Raw genomic sequence first — 22,440 nt, forward strand, 5'->3', positions numbered from 1 at the left:
ATTCTGCGGCTTTTCTTTTATCTTTATTTGTGAAGCTTAGATGTAATCGTTATTTTTTAGATACTCGATTACCTGATCTGCGGCTTCTTCTGCGGAAAGGTCGGCTGTTTTCAAGATAACTTCTGCCGTTTGTGGCGTTTCGTAATCTGAATCAATGCCTGTGAAGTTCGTAATTTCACCTGCGCGAGCTTTTTTATACAAGCCCTTCGGATCACGTTTCTCACAAAGTTCCAGAGGTGTATCGACGAAAATCTCCAAAAACTCGTTTTCAGCAACAGATTGGCGTGCCATACGACGTTCGCTGATAAATGGGGAAATGAAGGATGTCAAAACGATCAAGCCTGCATCCACAAACAATTTGGATGTCTCTGCAATACGGCGGATATTTTCCACACGATCTGCATCAGTAAAGCCAAGATCTTTGTTCAATCCGTGACGTACATTATCACCATCCAACGTATAGGTATGCTTACCCATAGAATGAAGTTTCTTTTCGACAATATTAGCGATGGTCGATTTGCCGGACCCAGATAGACCCGTAAACCATAGAACCGCTGGATTTTGATTTTTAGCTTCAGAACGGCTTTCTTTATCTACATCCAAAGCCTGCCAATGAATATTTGTAGCCCGGCGCAATGGGTGCTTGATCATACCGGCACCAATGGTGGCATTGGTAAAACGATCAATCAGAATAAAGTTACCTGTATGGCGGTTTTCTTCAAATGGATCAAACGGAAGTTCTTTGTCCAAGCTAATAGTCACATAGCCAACTTCGTTCAATTCAAGTGTTTTACCAGCTAAATGTTCCAGGTTGTTTACATTGATTTTGTGTTTCAGTTCAGAAACTTGCGCATTAATCGTGTTACCGCCCATCTTAATCAGATAGCGACGGCCAGGAAGCATTTCATCTTCGGTCATCCAGATCAAATGAGCTGCAAATTGGTTGGCTACTGCTGGTGGATGGTCTGGTGTTGCCAGCAAGTCACCACGGCTAATGTCAATTTCATCATCCAGAGTAATGGTAACAGCCTGACCTGCCTCAGCAGAAGGTAAGTCGCCATCGAATGTTGTGATGGTTTTCACCGTGCTGGTTTTGCCACTTGGCGCAACGCGAATTTCATCTCCTGGTTTGATCATACCAGCTGAAATAGAACCACTAAATCCGCGGAAATCAAGATTTGGACGGTTTACCCATTGTACATGCATACGGAATGGAGATTCATGCAAGTAAGATGTATTATCCACTGTCTCCAAATGATTCATCAAGGTAGGGCCTTGATACCAATCCATATTCGAAGATTTTTCGATGATATTATCACCTTCCAATGCAGAAATTGGCACATAGGTAATATTTTCCAGACCAAGTTTTTCTGCGAATTCGGCATATTCGGCTTTGATTTCTTCAAATCGATCTTCGGCGTAATCAACCAAATCCATTTTGTTCACTGCCAAGACAACATTTTTGATGCCTTGAAGAGAAACGATAAAGCTATGGCGACGGGTCTGTGTTAGAACACCCTTACGTGCATCCGCAAGAATAATTGCCAAATCAGCGGTAGAGGCGCCAGTTGCCATATTCCGGGTATATTGTTCATGCCCAGGTGTATCTGCGACGATAAATTTACGCTTATCTGTCGAGAAAAAGCGATAGGCAACGTCGATAGTAATACCTTGTTCGCGCTCTGCTTGCAGGCCATCCAATAGCAAAGCGTAATCGATGTTACCACCTTGCGTTCCAACTTTTTTGGAATCATTGGAAAGAGCCGCTAATTGGTCTTCAAAAATGAGTTTGGAATCCCAAAGTAAACGACCAATCAAAGTGGATTTGCCGTCGTCTACACTGCCGCAAGTGATGAAACGAAGAAGACTTTTTTCTTCCTGCGTTTTTAAATAGGCAAGAATATCTTCGGAGATAAGTGCGTCTTGATGTGCCATCTTAGAAGTATCCTTCCTGTTTTTTCTTTTCCATTGAGCCAGCTTGATCATGATCGATCACGCGCCCTTGTCTTTCGGAAGTTTTTGTTAGCAACATTTCTTGAATAATATCAGGTAAAGTATCTGCGCCAGACTCCACGGCTCCGGTAAGCGGATAGCAACCAAGGGTACGGAAGCGAACAGATTTCATTTCTGGAGTTTCACCTGGATTTAACGGCATGCGGTCATCGTCAACCATGATCAGGTTGCCATCACGTTCAACCACAGGGCGTTCCGCAGCATAATAAAGTGGAACAATGTCGATGTTTTCTAGATAGATATATTGCCAGATGTCGAGCTCAGTCCAGTTGGAGATCGGAAAGGCACGGATGCTTTCACCTTTACTTACACGGGCATTATATAAATTCCAAAGTTCAGGACGTTGCGCTTTTGGATCCCAACGATGTTCTTCGTTACGGAAAGAGAAAATACGTTCTTTTGCACGTGATTTTTCTTCATCTCGACGGGCACCACCAAAAGCTGCATCGAAACCATATTTATCCAAAGCTTGTTTCAAGGTTTCGGTTTTCATAATGTCTGTATAAAGTGCACCATGAGTGAATGGAGATACATTATTTTTAATACCTTCTTCATTCTTATGCACGATCAAATCAAAACCATATTCTTTGGCTGTACGATCACGAAATTCGATCATATCTTTAAATTTCCATGTGGTATCCACATGAAGTAATGGGAATGGCAGCTTGGACGGATAAAATGCTTTCCGAGCCAAATGCAACATAACGGCACTGTCTTTACCAATGGAGTAAAGCATCACCGGATTTTCAAATTCAGCAACCACTTCACGGATGATGTGGATACTTTCAGCTTCAAGCGCACGCAAATGAGTTAGCATGTGAGTTTGTTTCCAATTTATTATGATGCGTTCCAGAAAATAACTATTATTGGAACATTTTTATTTCTTTAGCCTAAAATAGGTATTCTTACAAATTAAACAAGTAATATTTGTTGAATTAAAATTAAAACAAAAAAATAATGTAGAATAAATGAATTTTGTGATTTTGATGGTAGAGTGTTATGTAGGGTAAAATATTGATTTAATTGGGGTCAAGATCATGAAAAAGATTTGGGATATAAGTCCTTCTCTTCAGCCAGGCATACCTGTTTGGCCTGGGGATACCGCTTATGAAGAAACGCGTACCTGGGAATTGGATGAGAATTGTCCCGTAAATGTATCTCGTTATACCATGTCGACTCATACCGGGGCCCATGTGGATGCGCCTTTTCATTATGATCCCCATGGAATAAAAGCGGGGGAAATGGATTTAAATCGTTATTTAGGAGTTTGTCAGGTTATCGATTTAACTGGTTTATCCCGCCCCATCTCTATTGCTAATGTGAAAAATGTTTTTGAAGAAAATATTCAGAAGGTTTTATTTAAGACCTATGAATATGCGCCACAACACGCATGGGATTCAAATTTTATATCAATTGAAGCTGCAACAATAGAATGGTTAGCCTCAAAAGATGTACATCTAGTTGGTGTTGATACAGCATCTCTGGACCCACAAGACAGTAAAACTTTGGATGCACATCATATGGTGAAAAAACATGGTCTATCTATTTTAGAAGGCATTGTGTTGGATGATGTGTCTGCGGGTAAATATGAATTGATAGCTTTGCCGTTAAAGTTGGCTAACTTGGATGCCGCGCCAGTACGCGCGATTTTAAGAGAAATTTAAAATTAAACAGATTATAAACGGGGTATATGATGAGTCAGGATTTTAATGATCAACAGGTAATGCCGGAAGGCGCCCATGAAAATTTTGATGGTGAAATGTCTTATGGGGATTACTTAGGGTTAGATAAGATCCTATCGGCACAATATCCACAAAGTTCAGAACATGATGAGCCTCTATTCATTATTATTCATCAAGCAACTGAATTATGGATGAAGTTAATCATTCATGAGGTTGCTGCTGCACAGAAACTTATCGCTGAAGATAATCTCTCTCCGGCTTTTAAGATGTTGTCCCGTGTTTCGAAAATCCAAACTCAAATGATCCAGAGCTGGAGTATTCTTGCTACTATGACACCAGCAGATTATCTAAGTTTTCGAGATAGTTTAGGGCAATCATCTGGGTTTCAATCTTATCAATATCGCGAAATAGAATATCGTCTGGGTAATAAAAATCGTGCTTTATTGAAACCGCATGCACATCGTGATGATTTACGTGATAAGCTAGAAAAAGCTTTATCTGACCCAAGTTTGTATGATCAAGCTATCCTGTTGTTATCCCGCCGTGGTTTCGATATTGATCCGGCTATTTTTAAACGAGATTGGACAGAACGTCATAAAGCAAATGCTTCTGTAGAAGCTGCATGGAGCAAAGTGTATCACAATACTGAAGAATATTGGGATTTGTATGAATTGGCAGAAAAGCTTGTTGATCTGGAAGATAGTTTTCAGCAATGGCGCTTTCGTCATTTGAAAACAGTTTCTCGTATTATTGGGCATCGTAGAGGTACGGGGGGAACCGCAGGGATTAACTATCTTGAAAAAGCGCTGCAGTATTGTTTCTTTCCGGAACTTTGGGATTTAAGAGCATCTCTTTAAAATCACTCTATCGCATGTGAAAGAATTGGGATAAGTTTCAATTCTTTCACTTAACGAGAAAGAGCTTTTCTGATGTTCACTTTATATGATTTTCTGGAATCTGGTAACGGGTATAAAGTTAGATTAACCCTGCATTTGCTTGGGCTCGATTATAGATTAATTGAAAAGAATATTTTAAAAGGTGAAACACGATCAGAAGAGTTTTTGAAGATCAATCCCGTGGGAAAAATTCCTGCTATACAGATTGAAGATGGTCGAATCCTTTTTGAATCCAATGCCATTCTGACTTATTTAGCACGCAATACGGCGTTGATGCCAGAAGATGATTTTGCTCAGGCACAAGTCATGAGTTGGCTTTTCTTTGAACAATATTCTCATGAACCCAATATCGCGGTTTTAAGATTCTGGCGCCATTATATTGAAATGACCGATGAACAGAAAAAACGCGTTCCAGAAAAAGAAAAAGCAGGATATGAGGCTTTGGATATTCTCGAAATGGGCGTTAAATATAGCCCTTCTGGATGGCTTGTCGGAAATGATGTCAGTATCGCGGATATAGCGTTATTTGCTTATACGCATGTTGCGGAAGAAGGCGGTTTTGAATTAGATCGATATCCAGCTATACAGGATTGGATAAAGCGGATAGAGGCATTAGATGGCTATAAACCTATCACTTACAGGCATATAGCAGCTTAATTATTGCATCCGATGCTTTTTCATCCATTCTTTCATATATGTTGCAAGTAATGTGAAATCAGAATCACGACTACTGCTTTGGCGCCAACACAGTCCAATATGTCTGATCGGTTGTGGATCTTTAAATCGGCGCAAATGTAAGCCAGAGAACTTGGTTAAGTTACCTGATGAATTTTGGTTTAACGCTATTTCCGGTAATAAGGTGACACCTGATCCTTGGGCGACCAAGGCAACTAAGGTGTGTAAAGAAGATGCCCGAAATTCATCAGATGCAACATCCAAACGGCATGCTGATAGCGCATGATCTCTTAAGCAATGGCCATCTTCAAGCAAGAGAAGAGGACGATCGTCTCTTGTAATATCACTTACTGATAAAGGTGTATCGATATTCTTTTCAGATATCGGTTCCGCTAAAACAAAGCTATCATCGCATAAAACAAAAGTTTTCGTGCCGGCAGATTCATATGGCAGGGCTATAAGTAGGATATCCAGTCTTCCGGTTTGCAGTTTTTGTATCAGATTGGCACTAAGATCTTCCTGAATTGAAAATTTTGCCTGCGGATATTCCGTTTGTAGGTCCGGCAATAACTGGGGCAATAAAAACGGTGCAATGGTTGGAATAACACCAAGGCGCACAGGACCGCTTAGAGGTGTATCTCTTTCTTTGGCAACATATTCAATTTCCTGAGCCAATTCTATGATTTGATTGCCTTTACGTAAGACTTCCTTGCCAATATCAGTGAGCATGACTTTACGTTTTGTTCGTTCTACAACTTGTGCGCCAATCATGTTTTCTAATTCTTTTATGCCAGAGGAAAGCGTGGATTGCGTCACAAAGCATTGATCTGCAGCGAGACTGAAATTTAGTGTTTCGGACACGGCTTGTAGATATTGAAGCTGGCGGATCGTTGGTAAAGGCATTGCGGAACGTAAATCCTAGTGAAAATTGGATTTATCGATTTTTTCGATAATAAGCCGCTATCATACTTATTGTTAGATATTTGTCTAATGAATTAGAAGAAGTAAAAGAAGAGTATCACTTCCTAAACAAGTAAAGGTTCGACAGCCTTCCGTACTCGCTGAGGAATCGTAACCGGGCGTCTGTCTTCATTATCAACATATACATGTACGAAATGACCAATGGCTGATGGATTATCTTTCGCTTGTTTAAAAAGGCCAATTTCGTAAATGATGCTGCTATTTCCTAATTTGCTAACTCGTAAACCTGCATCAATGGTTTCCGGGAAGGACAGTTCTTCCAGAAACTTACATTTAGTCTCTACAACTAAGCCAATTTCCTTACTCGTCTTGGGAGCAAGCCCTGCATGCCTCATCAAATGTTCATTCACAACGGTATCGAAATAGCTGTAATAAGTGACATTGTTCACATGCCCATAAACATCGTTATCCATCCATCGTGTGGGGATGGATAAAAAATGCTTGAAATCTTGACGTGTGAGCTCTCTATTTTCTGACATAAAAGAGGTGCCTTAATTACTCTATGCCTGCAAAATCCATAAGAGCTTTGTTAAAGCCTTCTGCATCTTCTTGCATCATCATATGTCCAGCCATAGGTAAGATTACTTTATGACTTTCGGAAAGCATTGCTTCCAGTTTTTCGCCACCCTTAACAGGGGTCATTTTATCTTCTTCTCCGAGGAGTAGAAGGACCGGGATATCAATTTTCTCCGCTAGTTCTTGCGCCTCTGAAAAGTCATTACAAGCATTCATATCTTTTCCAAGTACGCCATCAGCACAACCATCAACCAACGCGATGGATGTCTCAATTCGATCTTGTTTTATGTCATCAGATAAGGCGCTACCGTAACTCCATTTCGCAATCATTTTTGCAGCAGCAATATCATTTGCTTCCGCCAAACCTAATAAATCCGGATGAACAGGCATGCGACTGGAAATGCCACACAGACATATAGAAGAAATGTTTTTATTTCCAGATGCGCCAACAGCCAACGAGATTAAAGCACCCATGGAATGGCCAGTTAATAATACGTCATTTAATCCAGAAGCATCGATGATATCAATTACGTCTTTAGCCATATCTGTAATGCTGGTTGCGGCCTCTCCCTTGCTTTTACCATGTTCGGGGAGGTCCAGTTCAGCAATTTGAAAACCAGCGTCTTTAAGAGGAAGAATTTGTTCCGACCAGACGGAATGATCCATACCAGCTCCATGTAGGAATAGGATGGTTGGGTTCTCATTTGCTTCGCCATGCAAGGTTAAGGAAATATCTGATGCAAAAGTATTGAATGGCATGATGGCCTCCCCATATAAATTGATATGATTTTCATTTATACAATGGCATATAAAATATCGCTGCAAAATGACGTAGATATGAAAAGAGGCCGTCTCTATTAGGACGACCTCTCTCGCATTTTTGCTTGTTGATACACAGTTGGTCTGGATTATTTCCGACTCTGAACCGTGTCCCCTGTTCAACTCGCTTACCTGCGCTGAAAGAAAGTTACCCCTATATGTGAATTTGGCAAAGCAAAAAATTAACAAAAATGAAACTTTTTTTGCTTGTTTTTTCCTGTTTTTCTGCTCCATGAAAATATTTTCTATTTATAGATGATAAAAATTCAACCTAAGATAAGTCGCATTATATATATTGAAAAACAAATGAGCCGTCTAAATTATAGACGGCTCAGGCGAACAGGGGTCTTTTTTATTGAGTGTCAGGGCCCGGGTGTTGGGTAAGGGTGGGTTATGGGCCCATGGGGTAGACACTGGTAGATTAATAATGAAACGTTAGATCAATTCTAAGTAAATGTCAAAAAATTATTTAAAATTGTAATAATAATACTAATTGTACAATTGCACAGTAAAATTAGATTTTATTAATATTCACACTTGAAACTTCTCTTAATCCAATAAGTGAGTTTGAAATCAATATCTTATCAGCGATATCCAAATCAGATAGGGAAAGACAATGCTCAAGAATAACTTGTTTCTCAACTTTGAGTTTATGAATAGTTATATCGCGATAAATCCCAGGTAGAATGCCATCTTCTTTTGGCGGTGTATGCCAAGCATCATCGATTTTAAGAAAGATATTCGCACTGGTTGTGCAAGCAATTTTATCTTTGGTATTTAGCAAGATGGCATCATCAAAGCCAGCGTCTTTAGCTTCTTTAAGCGCTAAAATATTATCCAGATAACCACCAATTGTCTTTAAACGACTAGTTGGAGAGGTTTCATTTCTCCTGATCTTGGAAATTGTCAGATTAATCGCTGGAAATTCATTTCGTTTTATATGCCCTTTAGCGCAAGTAATAAGCGTTGTGCTATGGCAATCGTTTGGTGGCAGTAATCCACGTGGTCCGGTTCCTCTGGAAACCGTCAAGCGTAAAGAACCAAAATTTATTTCATTTGCGCTAAGGCAAGATTGAATTGCGTGCTTAAGCTCTGCTTTGGAGTAGGGGCAAGATATGTCTAGAATATTCAGACTCTGATTTAGTCGGTCTAGATGTTCATCAACTTCGCAAGCATAGCCATTATCCACATAGAAGGTTTCAAACAGTCCGTCTCCTAGTAGAAAACCGCGATCATTAATAGCAATCGCAGAGGAATCTTTTTTAAGTTCACCATTAATCCAAAATGTCATGCGGCTTTTTCCTGCCAAAAATGGTCAGTGATTTGCAGGAAGTTTTCTATCAATTTATGGCCCCCTTGCGTTAGGGCGGCTTCTGGATGGAACTGAACGCCATACACGGGATATTCTTGATGGTAAACAGCCATAATATCGCCATTTGCTGTTTGAGATTGAATACGCAACGGAGAAGAGGCAGATAGTTCCGGATCAATAACCAGAGAATGATAGCGGGTTACCGTTAACGGTGATGGTAGGTGCGTGAAGAGGCCATTTCCATCATGTTCAATATCACTGGTTTTTCCATGCATTGGCTGGGATGCACGAACTGTGTTGCCGCCAAAAACCTGACCGATAGCTTGATGGCCAAGACATACGCCTAATATAGGGATGCTTGGTGCAAAGGTTTTTATAATTTCAAGAGACAAACCAGCCTCGTTTGGTGTGCAAGGGCCAGGCGAAATAACAATTGCTTCCGGGTTTAAAATTCCGATTTCTTCAAGGCGAAGTGCGTCGTTACGAACAACTTTGACGTCGCGTCCCAATTCCTCAAAATAGCGTGCTAGATTGTAAACAAAGGAATCATAGTTATCGATGACAAGAATCATGATGCCACCTTTGATGTTTTCTCTTCACCAATACCCGATAAGATAACGGACTGTCCGGAGCTCATTGAATCAAATGTATCAAAAATCCCACGCGCCTTAACAAGGGTTTCTTCATATTCACTGGCCGGGATAGAATCAGCAACAATACCACCACCGACATTAAAGCGGGCAACACCATCTTTGAGCGTGACTGTACGAATTAGGATAGATGTGTCCATATCACCAGCAAAACTGATGAAACCAAGAGAGCCGCAATAAGCTCCGCGACGCCAAGGTTCCAGTTCAGCGATTATTTCCATGGAACGTAACTTGGGTGCACCTGTGATGGAACCACCAGGGAAGGCTTCTGAGAGTAAGTCAAGACTGTTGCGATCAGACTTTAATCGACCTGTTACACTCGATACCAAATGATGGACTGAGGCATAGCTTTCAAGCGCGCAAAGTTCAGGGACTGTAACAGTATGTGGGGCACAATTTTTTGATAAGTCATTACGTAGCAGATCTACGATCATGACATTTTCAGAGCGATCTTTTTCTGCGGCTAGTAAATCTGCTGCAGATGCACGGTCTTGTTCTGGATCATCAAAACGCGGGCGAGTACCTTTGATTGGTCGTGTTTCTGCTTGCCCATCTTGCACTTTGATGAAACGTTCTGGTGACGAGGATGCAATCACCATATCGTTGGTTTTTAAATAGCCTGCAAAAGTGGCCGCGTTGACTTTACGCAATGCTTTATAGAAGGCCAACGGATTAAAGCCTTCAGGTAAAGTCGCACGAAATTGCTGAGATAAATTCGCCTGAAAAATATCACCCGCATAGATGTAGTCGATCACTTTTTGAACTTGATCTTCGTAATCTTGGCGGCTGAGGTCTGTTCGCCAAGTCAGAGGTGGAATGATTTGATCCGGCCAATCGAGATTATCTGCCTGTGACAATAAATCTTGCAAGTAAGACAAACGTTTTTCAGCCAGATTCACATCTGGTTCAGCATGATTAGAGCTTTGTCCTGTGGAAATAATCCAACTACGCTGTTGGTTATGGTCAAACGCTAACACCAGGTCATATAGGCCAATTGCCAATTCAGGGATATTTGCATCATTGCCTTGGTGAGTAGGTAGTTTTTCCAGATACCATCCCAAATCATAACTAAATAATCCTGCCGCACCGCCTTGGAAAAGAGGAACATTTTCGTCTTCAAGGCGTTCCAAATGGTAATGGTTTAAAAGATCTGTCAGATGATCAATGGGATGAACATCAATTTCTTTACCATTTTGCTGGCAATGACCTTCTTTTGCTTCAAAGATAATAAATGGATCAATTGCAATATAAGAAACAGCCCCCAAACGCGGGTCCGCCATCGCGCTATCTAGGAATAGAGGATGGTTTTCCTGTTCTAGGATTGGAAAAACCAATGAAGGATCTTGATACGGGATTTCTTTATAAAGGGCAGGAAATGCCATTTCTTTGCCTGTCTTCACGTTATTGTCTTTGGGTCGAATATATTTGTCGACAAGGTCATAAAGTAACAAATCATTATACCCATTTATGATCTTTGGGCGACATATACTTGGTGTTACGAGAATTTTCCAGTTTTTTTCCGGAGTATATTTTCAAAAATAAATGAATTCCGACCATGTGAACTGATTATAGGGAACGAATAGTTACGAGAAGTTGAACGTAGAAAAACATTTGGCGCGCTGGCAAGGACTTGTAAATTAAGTTGAACACCTCATATTCAGGTCATGAAAGCAGTTTTCCCGCAAATCGACAGGAAAAGTTTAACATCTTTCTGCAAAAGATGGGTTGTCTAGACCTGTCTGTCTGTTTATTGAAGACGGTATAAAAATTATATCGACACGTTATATTAGTGGTATCTGGGTCTATGGATTTTATTTATATTATTGCAGGTTTGGTTTTGTTGTTTGTTGGCGGTGAAATCAGCTTACGCGGCGCCATTGCTTTGGCTAAAAAACTTGGCGTAAGTCCTGCGATTATTGGTTTGACCGTTATTGGATTTGGTACCTCTGCGCCTGAATTGCTTGTAACTGTAAAAGCAGCACTTCATGGGCAACCTGATTTGGCGATTGCCAATGTTGTTGGAAGTAATATCTCTAATATTCTTTTGATCCTTGGTGTGGGCGGTTTGATTTGCCCGCTTGTATGTGAGCCAAAAGCGCTACGCAGAGATGGTACCGCGATGGTCTTAGCTATGGCATTGCTGACTGGCTTGGCGATGACAGGTTGGATCGTGTTCTGGCAAGGCGCAATGATGTTAAGTGCATTGGTTGCGTATCTTGTTTGGTCTTATTACCAAGATAAGAAACAGGACAATACTGCTGAGCTTCATGAAAAAGAAACAGAAGAGATGCAAAACGTACCAGAAAACTGGTTCGTTATTTCAGCCTTTATTCTTTTAGGCCTGATCGGTCTTGTCGGTGGTGCAAATATCCTTGTGATCGGGGCTGTAAATATCGCAACTTCCTTTGGTATTCCTGAATCTGTAATTGGTTTGACCATTGTTGCGTTAGGTACCTCTTTACCTGAACTTGCTGCAACTGCAGTTGCTGCAATGCGTCGCCATACAGATGTTGCCATTGGTAACGTGGTAGGTTCATGTCTATTTAACGTGCTATCCATTCTTGGTATCACTGCGATGATTACACCGTTGGAAATTGCAGATGATATTGCACATATCGATGTTTGGGTAATGATGGCAGCTTGTCTGGCATTGGGGCCTTTATTGTTAAAAGATTATAAAATCTGTCGTTGGGATGCAGCCTTTTTGCTAGTTGCTTATTTTGTTTATATCGGCAGCTTGGCATTCCGTATTCCGGGTTTGATGAGTTAAGGGAATTAGAATTATGGCGCTTTCATCAAAAATTTTCGGTCATCGTGGTGCATCAGGTCATGCACCAGAAAATACTTTGTCAGCAATCGCAAAAGCGGCTGAATTGGGGTGCAAATGGGTTGAGGTTGATCTGAAACTGACTGCCGATGGTGTGATCGTTTTATCCCATGATGACGATTTCAGTCGCACAGCGAATGCAGAACGTACTTGTTCTGAAACCCCCTTATATATGATTAAGGCTTTGGATGTAGGGCGCTGGTTTAGTGACGAATTTATTGGTGAAACCGTACCAACGGTATCTGAATTCTTAAGCCTTTTGACTGTCTTGAATATGGGCGTAAATCTTGAATTGAAACCTGACAAAGGTTTTGAACAAGAAACAGGCCGTAAAATTGCAGAATATGTGCGTGATAACTGGCCTAGCCAATTACCATCCCCGATTATTTCAAGCTTTGACCGTGATGCACTTGCAGCCTCACATGAGGTTTTACCACGTGTGGAACATGCGATCCTTTGGGAGGATATTCCATCCAATTGGCAGGATGAGGTTGAGAGCTTGAAGGCTGATGCCATTCATGTGGATTCGGATAAGCTCACAGAAACACAATGTAAGGCCTTTATCGATTCTGGCTCACCGGTACGTTGTTATACAGTGAATGATAAAGATCGCGCCGCAGAGCTTATAAGCTGGGGTGTCGATGGGATCTTTACCGACTATCCTGATCGCATGAAGGGCTTAAAATAAAAGCGTATAATTTGCGCTAATTAATATATTAATTATATTAGAAGTTATTGAAATATAATCATAAAATAATGTACTAGTGCTCATTTTAGATTCGTAAAATGATTCTAAATTTGCTATGTCCCCTCTATAAAATAATGGATTATCTCAAGGGCATGATCTGTGGATCGTGACCCTATTGGGAAGGGGATCAAATGTTTCTTCAAAATAGCAAGTTAGCCGATAAGATTGACGCAATTAACAAATCTCAAGCAGTGATTGAATTCGACCTGCAAGGGACAATTATGGATGCAAATCAGAATTTTCTGAATGCAATGGGATACAGTCTATCAGAGATCAAAGGTAAACATCATAGTATGTTTGTGGAGCCTGATTATAAGAATAGTCAGGATTATAAAGATTTCTGGGCTGGCTTTAAAACGGGTAAATTTCAACAAGCCGAATATTGCCGCCTTGCCAAAGGCGGACGTGAAGTCTGGATACAGGCATCTTATAATCCCCTGATAGGCAAAAACGGAAGACCTTATGGGGTTATTAAATTTGCGACGGATATCACCGCGCAAAAATTGCAAAATGCTGACTATCAAGGGCAGGTTGAGGCGATTGGAAAATCCAACGCCGTCATTTCCTTTGAACTGGATGGCACTATTATTGAAGCTAATTCGAACTTCTTAGGGGCTGTTGGATATCAACAATCTGAGGTGCAAGGCAGACATCACAGTATTTTTATGGACCCCAAAGAAAAGAATACACCACAATATAGAGAGTTCTGGGCGAAGTTAGCACGTGGTGAATATCAGGCAGGTGAATATAAGCGTATCGCAAAAAATGGTGAGGAAATCTGGATACAGGCGTCCTACAATCCAATTTTTGATATGAATGGTCGTCCGTTCAAGGTGGTAAAATATGCTGTGGATATTACAGATCAGATGAATGATCGCATGCGACGTCAGGATTTACAGCATCAAATCGATATTGATCTTTCTCAGATCACTGAATCCGTGAATAAAGTCATGAACCAGACAGAGGCTGCAACAATTTCATCTGAATCTGCATCTGAGAATGTACAGGCTGTTGCGACAGGTGCAGAAGAACTTGCTGCATCAATTGGGGAAATTAGCGCGCAAGTATCCCACGCACGTGAGATTTCTGCATCTGCTGTGGCACAAGCAGAAGATACAAATAATGTGATCTCCGGTTTGGCAGAAGCGTCTCAGAAAATTGGTGAAGTTGTTGCATTAATTAATGACATCGCAGAACAAACCAATTTATTAGCTTTAAATGCGACGATCGAAGCTGCCCGTGCGGGAGATGCAGGTAAAGGATTTGCTGTTGTGGCAAATGAGGTGAAAAGCCTCGCCAGTCAAACTGCAAATGCGACCAATGAAATTGGAACTCAGATTTCTGCGGTACAAGAATCTACCAGGGATTCTGTTGCGGCAATTGGGTCAATTTCAAGCACAATTGAACAAGTGAATGATATCTCAACTGCAATTGCTGCTGCGATTGAGGAACAAACTGCAGTTACACAAAATATGTCGTCGAATATGCATGTGGCAGCTGATGGTGTGAATACTATCAATAACAGCATGACAGAGATTGCGATTTCTACTGATTTCGTCAGCAGTGCGGTGTTGAAGGTGAAAGAAGCTTCGGAATCATTGAACTAAAACGCATACAACAGGCTTATAAGAAAAAAGGGCAGCGAATTCGCTGCCCTTAATCTTTTCTGCTTCCGTTTCTAACTTAGTTAGATGGGAATGCCAGTTGAACACCATCTTTGATGCCGCCTGTTGGCCAACGGGAGCTAACTGTACGCAACTTGGTGAAGAAGTTGATGGATTCTGGACCATACATTTGTGTATCACCGAATTTAGAACGTTTGGAACCACCGAATGTGTGGAAGCTCAATGGCACAGGGATCGGCACGTTTACACCAACCATACCAACATCAACATTACGTTGGAAGTGACGTGCAGATTCACCATCACGTGTAAAGATTGCCACACCGTTACCATATTCATGCTCATTCACCATGCGAACCGCATCTTCATATGTTTGTGGTGTTGTCACAGATAATACTGGGCCAAAGATCTCTGTCTTATAGATGTTCATGTTTTCTGTAACATTGTTGAACAAGGATGCGCCAACGAAGTAACCGTTTTCATAGCCTTGTAAACGTGCGCCACGACCATCAACAAGTAGGTCAGCACCTTCTTCAACACCAGATGTGATCAAGCCTTCGATACGCTCTTTAGCTTGCATTGTAATCACTGGGTTTACATCTGCATTTGGATCATCATATGCGCCAATGCTTAGTTTTTCAATGCGCGGTACCAAACGTTCGATCAACGCTTCTTGTGTACCTTTGCCAACTGGAACGGCAACGGAAATCGCCATGCAACGTTCGCCAGCAGAACCGAAACCAGCAGAAACAAGCGCATCAGCTGCGTTGTCCATGTCTGCATCTGGCATAATAACCATGTGGTTTTTCGCGCCGCAGAAGGATTGAACGCGTTTGTTATGTTTACAACCTTCTTGGTAAACATATTCACCAACACCTGTGGAGCCCACGAAGGAAATTGCTTCTACATCTGGGTGGTGCAACAAGCTATCTACAACAACTTTGTCACCGTTAATGACGTTCCAAACGCCATCTGGAAGACCAGCTTCTTTCCACATTTCAGCAAGCATAAGGGAGGAAGATGGATCGCGTTCTGATGGTTTGTTTACATAGGTATTGCCACATGCAACAGCCATAACACCCATCCATAATGGGATCATAACCGGGAAGTTAAATGGGGTAATGCCACCAACAACACCAACCGGCATACGGATAGAAGTGATATCGATACCACCGCCAACATTTTGGCTATTCTCACCTTTTAGAAGATGTGGAATACCTGTTGCGAATTCAACAACCTCTAGGCCACGTGCCAATTCACCTTTAGCGTCTGGTAGGGTTTTACCATGTTCTTTACCCATTGCTTCTGCGAGGTTATCCCATTCGCGTAGCATGATTTCGCGGAATTTGAACATCACTTGTGCGCGTTTCACGCTTGGTGTCTCAGACCAGATCTCAAAAGCTTCTTTTGCATTTGCAACTGCTGCGTCAACTTCTTCTTTGGACGCATACGGGCATTGACCTGTTACTTCGCCTGTTGCCGGGTTAAACACATCGCCAAAACGACCGCTTTTGCCTTTTACGCGTTCGCCATTGATCCAGTGGAATAATTCTTCAGCCATGAAAGCACTCCTACCAACTTTTATTGTTCGCCTGCAAAATTGCAGAATTTTACCGTTATTCGGTTTATATCTGCGTCTTCCAACTCTCAAGGGCCAGTGTTATGCAAACCAATAGGCCAGTTGATAAATGCCGGAAATCCGCGTTTCTGGACAGTACTATAGGGAAAAAAAGTTTCCATGCAATAGGTAAAGAATAAAAAACATACGCATGCGTATGGTAAGCAGTTGTGAATACAGGTTTCAAAAGAAAACGCGTGATCAAATGACCACGCGCATTCCTTTGCTATAGGCAAGTATAGGGGAAGAGGGAGGGGACTTACCTATAGCGTCCGATATAGAGTTATTTAAGCTTCTAAAGATTTCGGTGCAGATGTTTCAATCTGGACAGCCTTAGGCTTTTTGGCTTCGGGGATATCACGAACCAGTTTGATATGTAGCAGGCCATGTTCCAGTTTGGCACCGGTTACTTTGATATAGTCCGCTAATGAGAAGCGACGTTCAAAGGCGCGTTGGGCGATGCCACGATGTAAAAAGTTACGCTGGTCTTCTGAGTCTTGATCCAGATCTTTTTTGCCTGTCACTTTGAGTTGGTTTTCCAGAACTTCGATGTCGAGCTCGTTATCGGAAAAGCCTGCAACAGCCATGGAAATCTGATAGCCATTTTCATCTAACTGTTCGATATTGTATGGGGGGTAACTGTTCCCTGCACCTTCTGAGGCGATGTTATCCATCAGGCGTGCCATACGGTCAAAACCGATTGCGTTACGGAATAATGGGGAAAAGTCTAAATCTCGCATAATATAAATCCTCTTATCAATGAGCGATTAATGTCAGTGTTACGCCACCACCCGATCCATTTGATCCTATTGGGTATTATGGTCGACGAAACGATTTACTGTAACCTTCAAGGACCCAGCATTAGGCATCCTTTTCAATTGTTACCATATTGATATGGGCGTGGATTTTTTGCTTTCAAGATTTATTTTTCAAATTTGTGATAAAAGAAAAACCCGGACCAAATGATCCGGGTTTTCCAAAACTCTGACTTACAAATGTAAGGAGTCTGTTTCTTATAGGCCGAAACCAGAGAAACGTTTGTTGAAGCGAGCCATTTGACCACCTTCAAGAATACGTTGCTGACCGCCTGTCCACGCTGGGTGAGCTTTTGGGTCGATCTCTAGGCGCATTGTGTCGCCTTCTTTGCCCCATGTGGAACGTGTTTTGTATGTTGTACCATCTGTCATTTCGACAGTGATCCAGTGGTAATCCGGGTGGATTTCTTGTTTCATTGTTCGGCTCCTACAAACCATCGCGCCATAATGTGGGCTGCGATGTATTTGGTTAAAATAACTTCATTCTCATGAATGATCGCGCGTATGTACTGGATTAATGGGCTAGATGCAAGCTTTTATTTGGCTTTTCCTAGCGCTGGGTCAGTTTTAATTCAATACGACGATTGCGACGATAAGCGATTTCATCATCACGTGGATCAAGAGGTTGGAATTCCCCATACCCGACAGCAGATAAATGCTTCGCTGGAAGGCCCTGACTGCGTAGGAATTTCACCACAGAAATCGCACGTGCTGCGGATAATTCCCAGTTGGATGGGAATTGCGCTGTGCTGATGGGTTGGGCATCGGTATGACCTTCAACCTGTAAAACCCAATTTAGTTTTTCCGGAATATCACGGGAAATATCAAGTAAAGTGGTTGCTAAACGGGATAGTTGTTCTTCACCTGCAGGACCCAGATCGGCAGAGCCGGAAGTGAATAAAACTTCAGATTGGAAAACGAAGCGATCATTCACAATTTGGACGCCACGACGGTTCCCTAAAATTTCACGTAGTCGACCAAAGAATTCGCTACGATATTTGCTTAATTCTTGTACTTTGCTCGCAAGGGCCTTGTTTAGTCGTTTACCTAACGCTTCAATTTGGGCTTGCTGTTCCGCATCTTTTAATTCGGATGCCGCCAAGATGTTGTTGAGTTCCTCAATTTGTGCAGCTAGTGCTTTTAGTTGCTGGTTAAGAAGGGCCGCTTCCGCGCGTGCAGCAACAACTTCTTCATCTGCTTGTGCCAATTTAGAGGCCGCTTCAGATTCAAGTTCTTCTTTTAAGGCTTTTAACGCTTCAATTTGATTTTCTAAAAGAGCGAGTTGACCTAGCTGAGCCTCAATCGTTTCTTTATTTGCTTCGATGGTTTTATAGGCATCTTCTAAATCTGCGCTTACAACGGCCAAAGCGCCTTCACTTGCTTCTAATTCTTTCTTGAGACCTTCATTTTCACCGCTCAAAGACTTTAGTTGAGCTTCCAGATCTGCTCGCTTGGCAAGAGAGGCGCGTAACTCAGAAGAAAGATCAGAAACCTGATTGCGTAAATCTGCACTACTGGCCCGTTCAAGTTTTAACATATCTGCGAGTTCTGAGACTTGCAGATTTAATTTGTCCAAGGCCTTGTCACGACCCACCAATGCGTCATTGAGGAATACTTGTGAAATCACAAAGATAAGCAATAAGAAGATAATCACCATCAACAAGGTTGCCAAGGCATCTACAAAGCCTGGCCAGATATCCATATTATTGCGATTTCGTCTTGCAAGAGCCATGATCTATCCGCCTTACGATATACCTAAATCTTAGTTAGATGAAGTTTCGCCAAGTGCCGCGATTGTACGCGCAAGTAAGCGGATCTCACTACGAATTTCTTGAACTGCATCTTCGCGTCCCTTGGGGGCATCCGTCGACATGCGCGATAGATGATGTTCAATATTGCGTAAGGTATTCACTGCGGATGCATCCATGCCACCGCCGCTACTCTGACCAGATTTCATCACATCTACCAGATCTTCCAAGCGATCATTTAAGGTATTCATATTGCGCTCAGCCTGCAAACGGCCTTCTTCACTACGGGAAATAAGACGTTGCAGAGATTCTACACTATCAGCCGTTTTTTCCAGCAATGCATTCGTATAGGCGGAAACAGATTGTTCGCCATCAGCAATTGGGCCGCTACCGCTTAATCGTGTTAGGCCTGACAACCACTCTTCAAAGTCATTGTAGAAACGGTTTTGCGCTTGTGAAGCTTGCAGGGATAAGAAGCCAAGGACTAGAGAGCCCGCCAAGCCAAATAGAGAAGAACTAAAGGCTGTGCCCATTCCGGACAATGGTGCTTGCAACCCTTCTTTTAAGGCCGCTAGCGCATCCGATATCTCACCACCTGCGCCACTGATTTCTAAATTTGCCACAACATCGCCAACACTGGAAACGGTGCCCATCAAGCCCCAGAATGTCCCTAACAAACCAAGGAAAACAAGAAGGCCAACCATATAACGACCTGTTTCACGGGTTTCATCAAGGCGCGTGCCAACACCATCCAGTAATGTTTGCATCGCTGTGGTGGAAAGATTCAGCTGAGCCGATCTTTCATTACGATCACCAAGCATAGTTGCAGCAGGGGCCATAAGACGAGGTGGTTTTCCAGTTGGTGTTACGCCGCCTTGAGATGCGCGTTTGAAATCTTCAATCCAAGTGACTTCACGCCCCAACATGGCAACAGTCCTAAACGCATGCCCGATACCAATCACCAAGACTGCCAGGATAATTCCATTTAAGAATATATTGGCGTTGAACGCCTGCATGAGAGGTTGGTGAATTAAGACGACGCCGGCAATGATGGTCAGGGTAAATATCATCATGATCATCAGGTAACGGGTTGGCTGTTTCAATGTAAATCTCCCACGGAAAAGGTCCAATGTACCAAAGGGACGGCCATATTGCTGTGAATTTGTCAGTGTCTGTTTTGTCATGCACCAAGTTTCAAAGCCAATCAGGGCATGAATAGGGCAGAAACATGTTTATTCCATTACGCTGATTCTATGAATCCTGTCAGTGAAAAAATTCATACCTATAAGAATAAAGCCTGCAAACTCAAGGAGTCGCAGGCTTTAAAGCATTTTTGGTCCATTTAGTCTTACTCAAAAAAGACATCAACGCGATCTGTATTGCCACCATCAGATTTGTCACCAAATGCGCGAACTTTGATGCGACGACTAGGAATTTCTTGTTTCACAAGGTAATTACGAACTGAAATCGCACGGAACAAAGACATGCGACGGGACTGGTTCGGTGACGCGTCAGGAATATACGCATATCCCTCAAGAAACAGTTTTAAATTCTCATCTGCTTTCATCTGAACTACGATATTATCCAATTCACCTTCTGCAGCTTTTGGTAAATCAGTTTCAACTGGATCGAAAACAACAGTTACAATACCATCGTTCTTTTGGATAACATCTCTATCTTCAAGTTTTGTAAGCGCAGCAGTCTGTTTAGGTTCTACAGGCTCTTCAACTTTAGGAGCTTCCGGTACGGGTGCCGGCGCCGGTGCGGGCGCAGGTGTAATTGAAACTTGTTTAGGTACCTCTTTAGGTGCCTCAACAACCTTAGGAGCTTCAACTACCTTCGGAGCTTCAGCTGCCTTCGGAGCTTCAACTTTCGGGGCCACAGGAGTTGGCGTCGGCGCAGGAGCAGGCTTAGCTGTTTTGGCAACAGGTTCTGGGGCGGTTGCTACAACTTTTGGTTCAGCTGTTTTTGGAACTGACTTTGTAGGAGCTACTTCCGTTTTGGGAGCCGCAGCTACAAGGGTGCTAGATGGCATTGTTGAGACAGCAGCTGCTTTTGGAGTAGGACTTGCAACAATCTTGGATGTTACTGGTTTTACCGCGCGCGGTGCTGCTTGAGGTGCCACATTTGTTGTTAAACCAGATACAGGCATTCCATTGGCTGTCGTCGTGGAACGCGCAATTGGATTTGTATTTACAATACGTGGTAGTTCATTTGTTAAAACTGGAGTGGTTGCACTGGCTCGCGGATTGAGTAGACCTGGTAAAGTTTGTTGATCACCTAGGTTATCTAGCACATTTAAATTCACACTAACTGCGTTATCAAGTTGCGTATTTCCCCAATAATAGGAATTTTGTGCATTTGCCTCAGATGTAGATAACACTGTGGCGAATAGACCAATAGTCAACGCTGTTACAGAAGCAGCGGTAGCAAAATGCGTTTTTACTGTTTTAGTCATTCCCAACTCGCATAATTATTTCATAGGCCCGAAACAAGGGCCTGCCCCATTTGAAAATATCATAGACTAGGCTTCTTTCGCCGACAATAGCTAGCGTGAAAAAGCCGTGTTTTGCAAGTTAAGTTTTTGTAATTTATAAATTATTTATATTTTTGAAAGTAACAAAAAAGCCTCGATCGAAAAAAATAATTTTCAATACGAGGCTTTTTGATTCGTTTTTGATGAATTAAGAAGCTTATTTGGCGCTTCTTAATACATCTAACAAGCTTTTGTGAATCTTTTCATTTGCTGTAACCACGTCAGCACGTTTGAAGCTAAATGCACGACCCTGTGCATCTGTTGCAAAACCACCAGCTTCTTTTACGAGTAACACACCTGCAGCAACATCCCATGGGGCTAATCCACGTTCCCAGAAACCGTCGTAACGACCCGCAGCTACATAGGCGAGGTCAAGGGATGCCGCACCAAAACGACGAACGCCTGCTGTTTTTTCCATAATTTTTTCTAGGCGACGCAAGAATAAACCATGACCATCATCTTCGGTATCGCGTCCCATGAAAGGAATACCTGTTGCGAAAATACTTTCAGATAGGCGTGTCCGTGCTGATACACGTAGGCGACGATCATTTACAAAGGCGCCTTTGCCTTTTTCTGCCCAGAACATTTCGTCTTTCACAGGATCATAAATTACGCCAGCAACAATTTCTCCCTTTTCTTCCAAGGCAATAGAAATGGCAAAATGCGGAATGCCATGAAGAAAGTTTGTTGTACCGTCGAGAGGATCAACGATCCAGCGGTAATCTTCATCAGAACCTTTAACCACACCTGCTTCCTCCAATAGGAAGCCATATTCAGGGCGTGCTTTTTCAAGTTCGCGGCGGATTGTTTCTTCCGCACGTTTGTCAGCTGTAGATACGAAATCTGCAGGCCCTTTTTTTGAAACCTGTAGTTGTTCTACCTCGCCGAAGTCACGTACAAGACCGCGGCCAGCCTTTTCAGCTGCTTTGATCATTACGTTTATATTTGGGGATCGTACAAACATTGTGTTTGCCTTCCATAT

The 22,440-nt window shown here is 42.2% G+C and carries 21 protein-coding genes; 6 read left to right on the forward strand and 15 right to left on the reverse strand.

Features of this window, described 5'->3' with window-relative positions:
• Nucleotides 1-36 precede the first annotated feature (36 nt).
• The gene (cysN, locus tag ACOQOA_RS13995; RefSeq protein WP_420549236.1) at nucleotides 37-1,935 is read right to left on the reverse strand and encodes a sulfate adenylyltransferase subunit CysN; all 1,899 of its coding nucleotides are present in this window, start codon (nucleotides 1,933-1,935) and stop codon (nucleotides 37-39) included.
• A 1-nt stretch (nucleotide 1,936) separates the two neighbouring features.
• Complete coding sequence (gene cysD / locus ACOQOA_RS14000) at nucleotides 1,937-2,830, reverse strand: sulfate adenylyltransferase subunit CysD (RefSeq protein ID WP_155153453.1); 894 nt, start codon at nucleotides 2,828-2,830, stop codon at nucleotides 1,937-1,939.
• 220 nt (nucleotides 2,831-3,050) lie between these two features.
• Here cysD and kynB point away from each other — a divergent pair, with 220 nt between their 5' ends.
• From kynB to ACOQOA_RS14015, 3 genes are all read left to right on the forward strand, one after another.
• Nucleotides 3,051-3,677 carry an arylformamidase gene (gene kynB, locus ACOQOA_RS14005; protein ID WP_420549237.1) on the forward strand — a complete coding sequence of 209 codons (627 nt, stop codon included), beginning with the start codon at nucleotides 3,051-3,053 and terminating at the stop codon, nucleotides 3,675-3,677.
• A gap of 29 nt (nucleotides 3,678-3,706) precedes the next feature.
• A complete protein-coding gene (gene kynA / locus ACOQOA_RS14010; protein WP_420549238.1) occupies nucleotides 3,707-4,552 on the forward strand; it encodes a tryptophan 2,3-dioxygenase in 846 nt (281 codons plus the stop codon).
• 72 nt (nucleotides 4,553-4,624) lie between these two features.
• The gene (locus ACOQOA_RS14015) at nucleotides 4,625-5,248 is read left to right on the forward strand and encodes a glutathione S-transferase family protein (protein WP_420549239.1); all 624 of its coding nucleotides are present in this window, start codon (nucleotides 4,625-4,627) and stop codon (nucleotides 5,246-5,248) included.
• Here the strand turns inward: ACOQOA_RS14015 and ACOQOA_RS14020 are convergent, their stop codons facing one another.
• From ACOQOA_RS14020 to pabB, 6 genes are all read right to left on the reverse strand, one after another.
• The gene (locus tag ACOQOA_RS14020; protein WP_420549240.1) at nucleotides 5,249-6,169 is read right to left on the reverse strand and encodes a hydrogen peroxide-inducible genes activator; all 921 of its coding nucleotides are present in this window, start codon (nucleotides 6,167-6,169) and stop codon (nucleotides 5,249-5,251) included. It abuts the gene before it with no gap.
• 122 nt (nucleotides 6,170-6,291) lie between these two features.
• Nucleotides 6,292-6,726: an acyl-CoA thioesterase gene (locus ACOQOA_RS14025; RefSeq protein ID WP_420549241.1), complete on the reverse strand. Its 435-nt coding sequence runs from the start codon at nucleotides 6,724-6,726 to the stop codon at nucleotides 6,292-6,294.
• 16 nt (nucleotides 6,727-6,742) lie between these two features.
• Nucleotides 6,743-7,522: an alpha/beta fold hydrolase gene (locus ACOQOA_RS14030; RefSeq protein WP_420549242.1), complete on the reverse strand. Its 780-nt coding sequence runs from the start codon at nucleotides 7,520-7,522 to the stop codon at nucleotides 6,743-6,745.
• 574 nt (nucleotides 7,523-8,096) lie between these two features.
• On the reverse strand, nucleotides 8,097-8,873 hold the full coding sequence (locus ACOQOA_RS14035; RefSeq protein ID WP_420549243.1) for an aminotransferase class IV: 777 nt from the start codon (nucleotides 8,871-8,873) through the stop codon (nucleotides 8,097-8,099).
• Entirely contained in the window at nucleotides 8,870-9,466 is a 597-nt protein-coding gene (locus ACOQOA_RS14040; protein WP_420549244.1) for an anthranilate synthase component II, read from the reverse strand. Before ACOQOA_RS14040 ends, ACOQOA_RS14035 begins: the two co-directional genes overlap by 4 nt.
• A complete protein-coding gene (pabB, locus tag ACOQOA_RS14045; protein ID WP_420549245.1) occupies nucleotides 9,463-10,995 on the reverse strand; it encodes an aminodeoxychorismate synthase component I in 1,533 nt (510 codons plus the stop codon). The genes ACOQOA_RS14040 and pabB overlap by 4 nt, the downstream gene beginning before the upstream one ends.
• A gap of 353 nt (nucleotides 10,996-11,348) precedes the next feature.
• On the opposite strand from pabB, the gene ACOQOA_RS14050 reads away from it, so the two are divergent.
• The 3 genes from ACOQOA_RS14050 (at nucleotide 11,349) to ACOQOA_RS14060 (ending at nucleotide 14,726) form a co-directional block, all read left to right on the forward strand.
• Nucleotides 11,349-12,314: a calcium/sodium antiporter gene (locus ACOQOA_RS14050; protein WP_420549246.1), complete on the forward strand. Its 966-nt coding sequence runs from the start codon at nucleotides 11,349-11,351 to the stop codon at nucleotides 12,312-12,314.
• A 13-nt stretch (nucleotides 12,315-12,327) separates the two neighbouring features.
• Nucleotides 12,328-13,059 (forward strand): glycerophosphodiester phosphodiesterase family protein, encoded by a 732-nt coding sequence (locus tag ACOQOA_RS14055; RefSeq protein ID WP_420549247.1) that lies wholly within the window; start codon nucleotides 12,328-12,330, stop codon nucleotides 13,057-13,059.
• 191 nt (nucleotides 13,060-13,250) lie between these two features.
• Nucleotides 13,251-14,726 (forward strand): methyl-accepting chemotaxis protein, encoded by a 1,476-nt coding sequence (locus ACOQOA_RS14060; RefSeq protein ID WP_420549248.1) that lies wholly within the window; start codon nucleotides 13,251-13,253, stop codon nucleotides 14,724-14,726.
• Nucleotides 14,727-14,802: 76 nt separating this feature from the next.
• On the opposite strand, the gene ACOQOA_RS14065 is transcribed toward ACOQOA_RS14060, so the two are convergent.
• From ACOQOA_RS14065 to ACOQOA_RS14095, 7 genes are all read right to left on the reverse strand, one after another.
• Complete coding sequence (locus ACOQOA_RS14065) at nucleotides 14,803-16,302, reverse strand: CoA-acylating methylmalonate-semialdehyde dehydrogenase (RefSeq protein ID WP_420549249.1); 1,500 nt, start codon at nucleotides 16,300-16,302, stop codon at nucleotides 14,803-14,805.
• Nucleotides 16,303-16,646: 344 nt separating this feature from the next.
• Nucleotides 16,647-17,099, reverse strand: coding sequence for an Hsp20 family protein (locus tag ACOQOA_RS14070; RefSeq protein WP_155156638.1), 453 nt, complete (start codon nucleotides 17,097-17,099; stop codon nucleotides 16,647-16,649).
• 273 nt (nucleotides 17,100-17,372) lie between these two features.
• Entirely contained in the window at nucleotides 17,373-17,591 is a 219-nt protein-coding gene (gene rpmE, locus ACOQOA_RS14075) for a 50S ribosomal protein L31 (protein WP_155156636.1), read from the reverse strand.
• A 133-nt stretch (nucleotides 17,592-17,724) separates the two neighbouring features.
• Nucleotides 17,725-18,906, reverse strand: coding sequence for a peptidoglycan -binding protein (locus ACOQOA_RS14080; RefSeq protein ID WP_420549250.1), 1,182 nt, complete (start codon nucleotides 18,904-18,906; stop codon nucleotides 17,725-17,727).
• 30 nt (nucleotides 18,907-18,936) lie between these two features.
• Complete coding sequence (locus ACOQOA_RS14085; RefSeq protein ID WP_420549251.1) at nucleotides 18,937-20,106, reverse strand: MotA/TolQ/ExbB proton channel family protein; 1,170 nt, start codon at nucleotides 20,104-20,106, stop codon at nucleotides 18,937-18,939.
• A 164-nt stretch (nucleotides 20,107-20,270) separates the two neighbouring features.
• Entirely contained in the window at nucleotides 20,271-21,380 is a 1,110-nt protein-coding gene (locus ACOQOA_RS14090) for an OmpA family protein (RefSeq protein ID WP_420549252.1), read from the reverse strand.
• A 235-nt stretch (nucleotides 21,381-21,615) separates the two neighbouring features.
• Complete coding sequence (locus ACOQOA_RS14095; RefSeq protein ID WP_420549253.1) at nucleotides 21,616-22,422, reverse strand: inositol monophosphatase family protein; 807 nt, start codon at nucleotides 22,420-22,422, stop codon at nucleotides 21,616-21,618.
• Between the last annotated feature and the right edge of the window lie 18 nt (nucleotides 22,423-22,440).

Source organism: Curvivirga sp. (assembly GCF_965219885.1).
Taxonomy (GTDB): domain Bacteria; phylum Pseudomonadota; class Alphaproteobacteria; order UBA8366; family Aestuariispiraceae; genus Curvivirga.

Excerpts from the sequence above, each read along its gene's own strand:
- ACOQOA_RS14025 (WP_420549241.1), bottom strand. The coding sequence starts at position 6,726 with ATGTCAGAAAATAGAGAGCTCACACGTCAAGATTTCAAGCATTTTTTA.
- ACOQOA_RS14055 (WP_420549247.1), top strand. The coding sequence starts at position 12,328 with ATGGCGCTTTCATCAAAAATTTTCGGTCATCGTGGTGCATCAGGTCAT.
- cysN (WP_420549236.1), bottom strand. The coding sequence starts at position 1,935 with ATGGCACATCAAGACGCACTTATCTCCGAAGATATTCTTGCCTATTTA.
- ACOQOA_RS14060 (WP_420549248.1), top strand. The coding sequence starts at position 13,251 with ATGTTTCTTCAAAATAGCAAGTTAGCCGATAAGATTGACGCAATTAAC.
- cysD (WP_155153453.1), bottom strand. The coding sequence starts at position 2,830 with ATGCTAACTCATTTGCGTGCGCTTGAAGCTGAAAGTATCCACATCATC.
- ACOQOA_RS14050 (WP_420549246.1), top strand. The coding sequence starts at position 11,349 with ATGGATTTTATTTATATTATTGCAGGTTTGGTTTTGTTGTTTGTTGGC.
- ACOQOA_RS14030 (WP_420549242.1), bottom strand. The coding sequence starts at position 7,522 with ATGCCATTCAATACTTTTGCATCAGATATTTCCTTAACCTTGCATGGC.
- kynA (WP_420549238.1), top strand. The coding sequence starts at position 3,707 with ATGAGTCAGGATTTTAATGATCAACAGGTAATGCCGGAAGGCGCCCAT.
- kynB (WP_420549237.1), top strand. The coding sequence starts at position 3,051 with ATGAAAAAGATTTGGGATATAAGTCCTTCTCTTCAGCCAGGCATACCT.
- ACOQOA_RS14035 (WP_420549243.1), bottom strand. The coding sequence starts at position 8,873 with ATGACATTTTGGATTAATGGTGAACTTAAAAAAGATTCCTCTGCGATT.
- ACOQOA_RS14070 (WP_155156638.1), bottom strand. The coding sequence starts at position 17,099 with ATGCGAGATTTAGACTTTTCCCCATTATTCCGTAACGCAATCGGTTTT.
- ACOQOA_RS14015 (WP_420549239.1), top strand. The coding sequence starts at position 4,625 with ATGTTCACTTTATATGATTTTCTGGAATCTGGTAACGGGTATAAAGTT.
- ACOQOA_RS14080 (WP_420549250.1), bottom strand. The coding sequence starts at position 18,906 with ATGGCTCTTGCAAGACGAAATCGCAATAATATGGATATCTGGCCAGGC.
- ACOQOA_RS14095 (WP_420549253.1), bottom strand. The coding sequence starts at position 22,422 with ATGTTTGTACGATCCCCAAATATAAACGTAATGATCAAAGCAGCTGAA.
- ACOQOA_RS14020 (WP_420549240.1), bottom strand. The coding sequence starts at position 6,169 with ATGCCTTTACCAACGATCCGCCAGCTTCAATATCTACAAGCCGTGTCC.
- ACOQOA_RS14065 (WP_420549249.1), bottom strand. The coding sequence starts at position 16,302 with ATGGCTGAAGAATTATTCCACTGGATCAATGGCGAACGCGTAAAAGGC.
- ACOQOA_RS14085 (WP_420549251.1), bottom strand. The coding sequence starts at position 20,106 with ATGACAAAACAGACACTGACAAATTCACAGCAATATGGCCGTCCCTTT.
- ACOQOA_RS14040 (WP_420549244.1), bottom strand. The coding sequence starts at position 9,466 with ATGATTCTTGTCATCGATAACTATGATTCCTTTGTTTACAATCTAGCA.
- rpmE (WP_155156636.1), bottom strand. The coding sequence starts at position 17,591 with ATGAAACAAGAAATCCACCCGGATTACCACTGGATCACTGTCGAAATG.
- ACOQOA_RS14090 (WP_420549252.1), bottom strand. The coding sequence starts at position 21,380 with ATGACTAAAACAGTAAAAACGCATTTTGCTACCGCTGCTTCTGTAACA.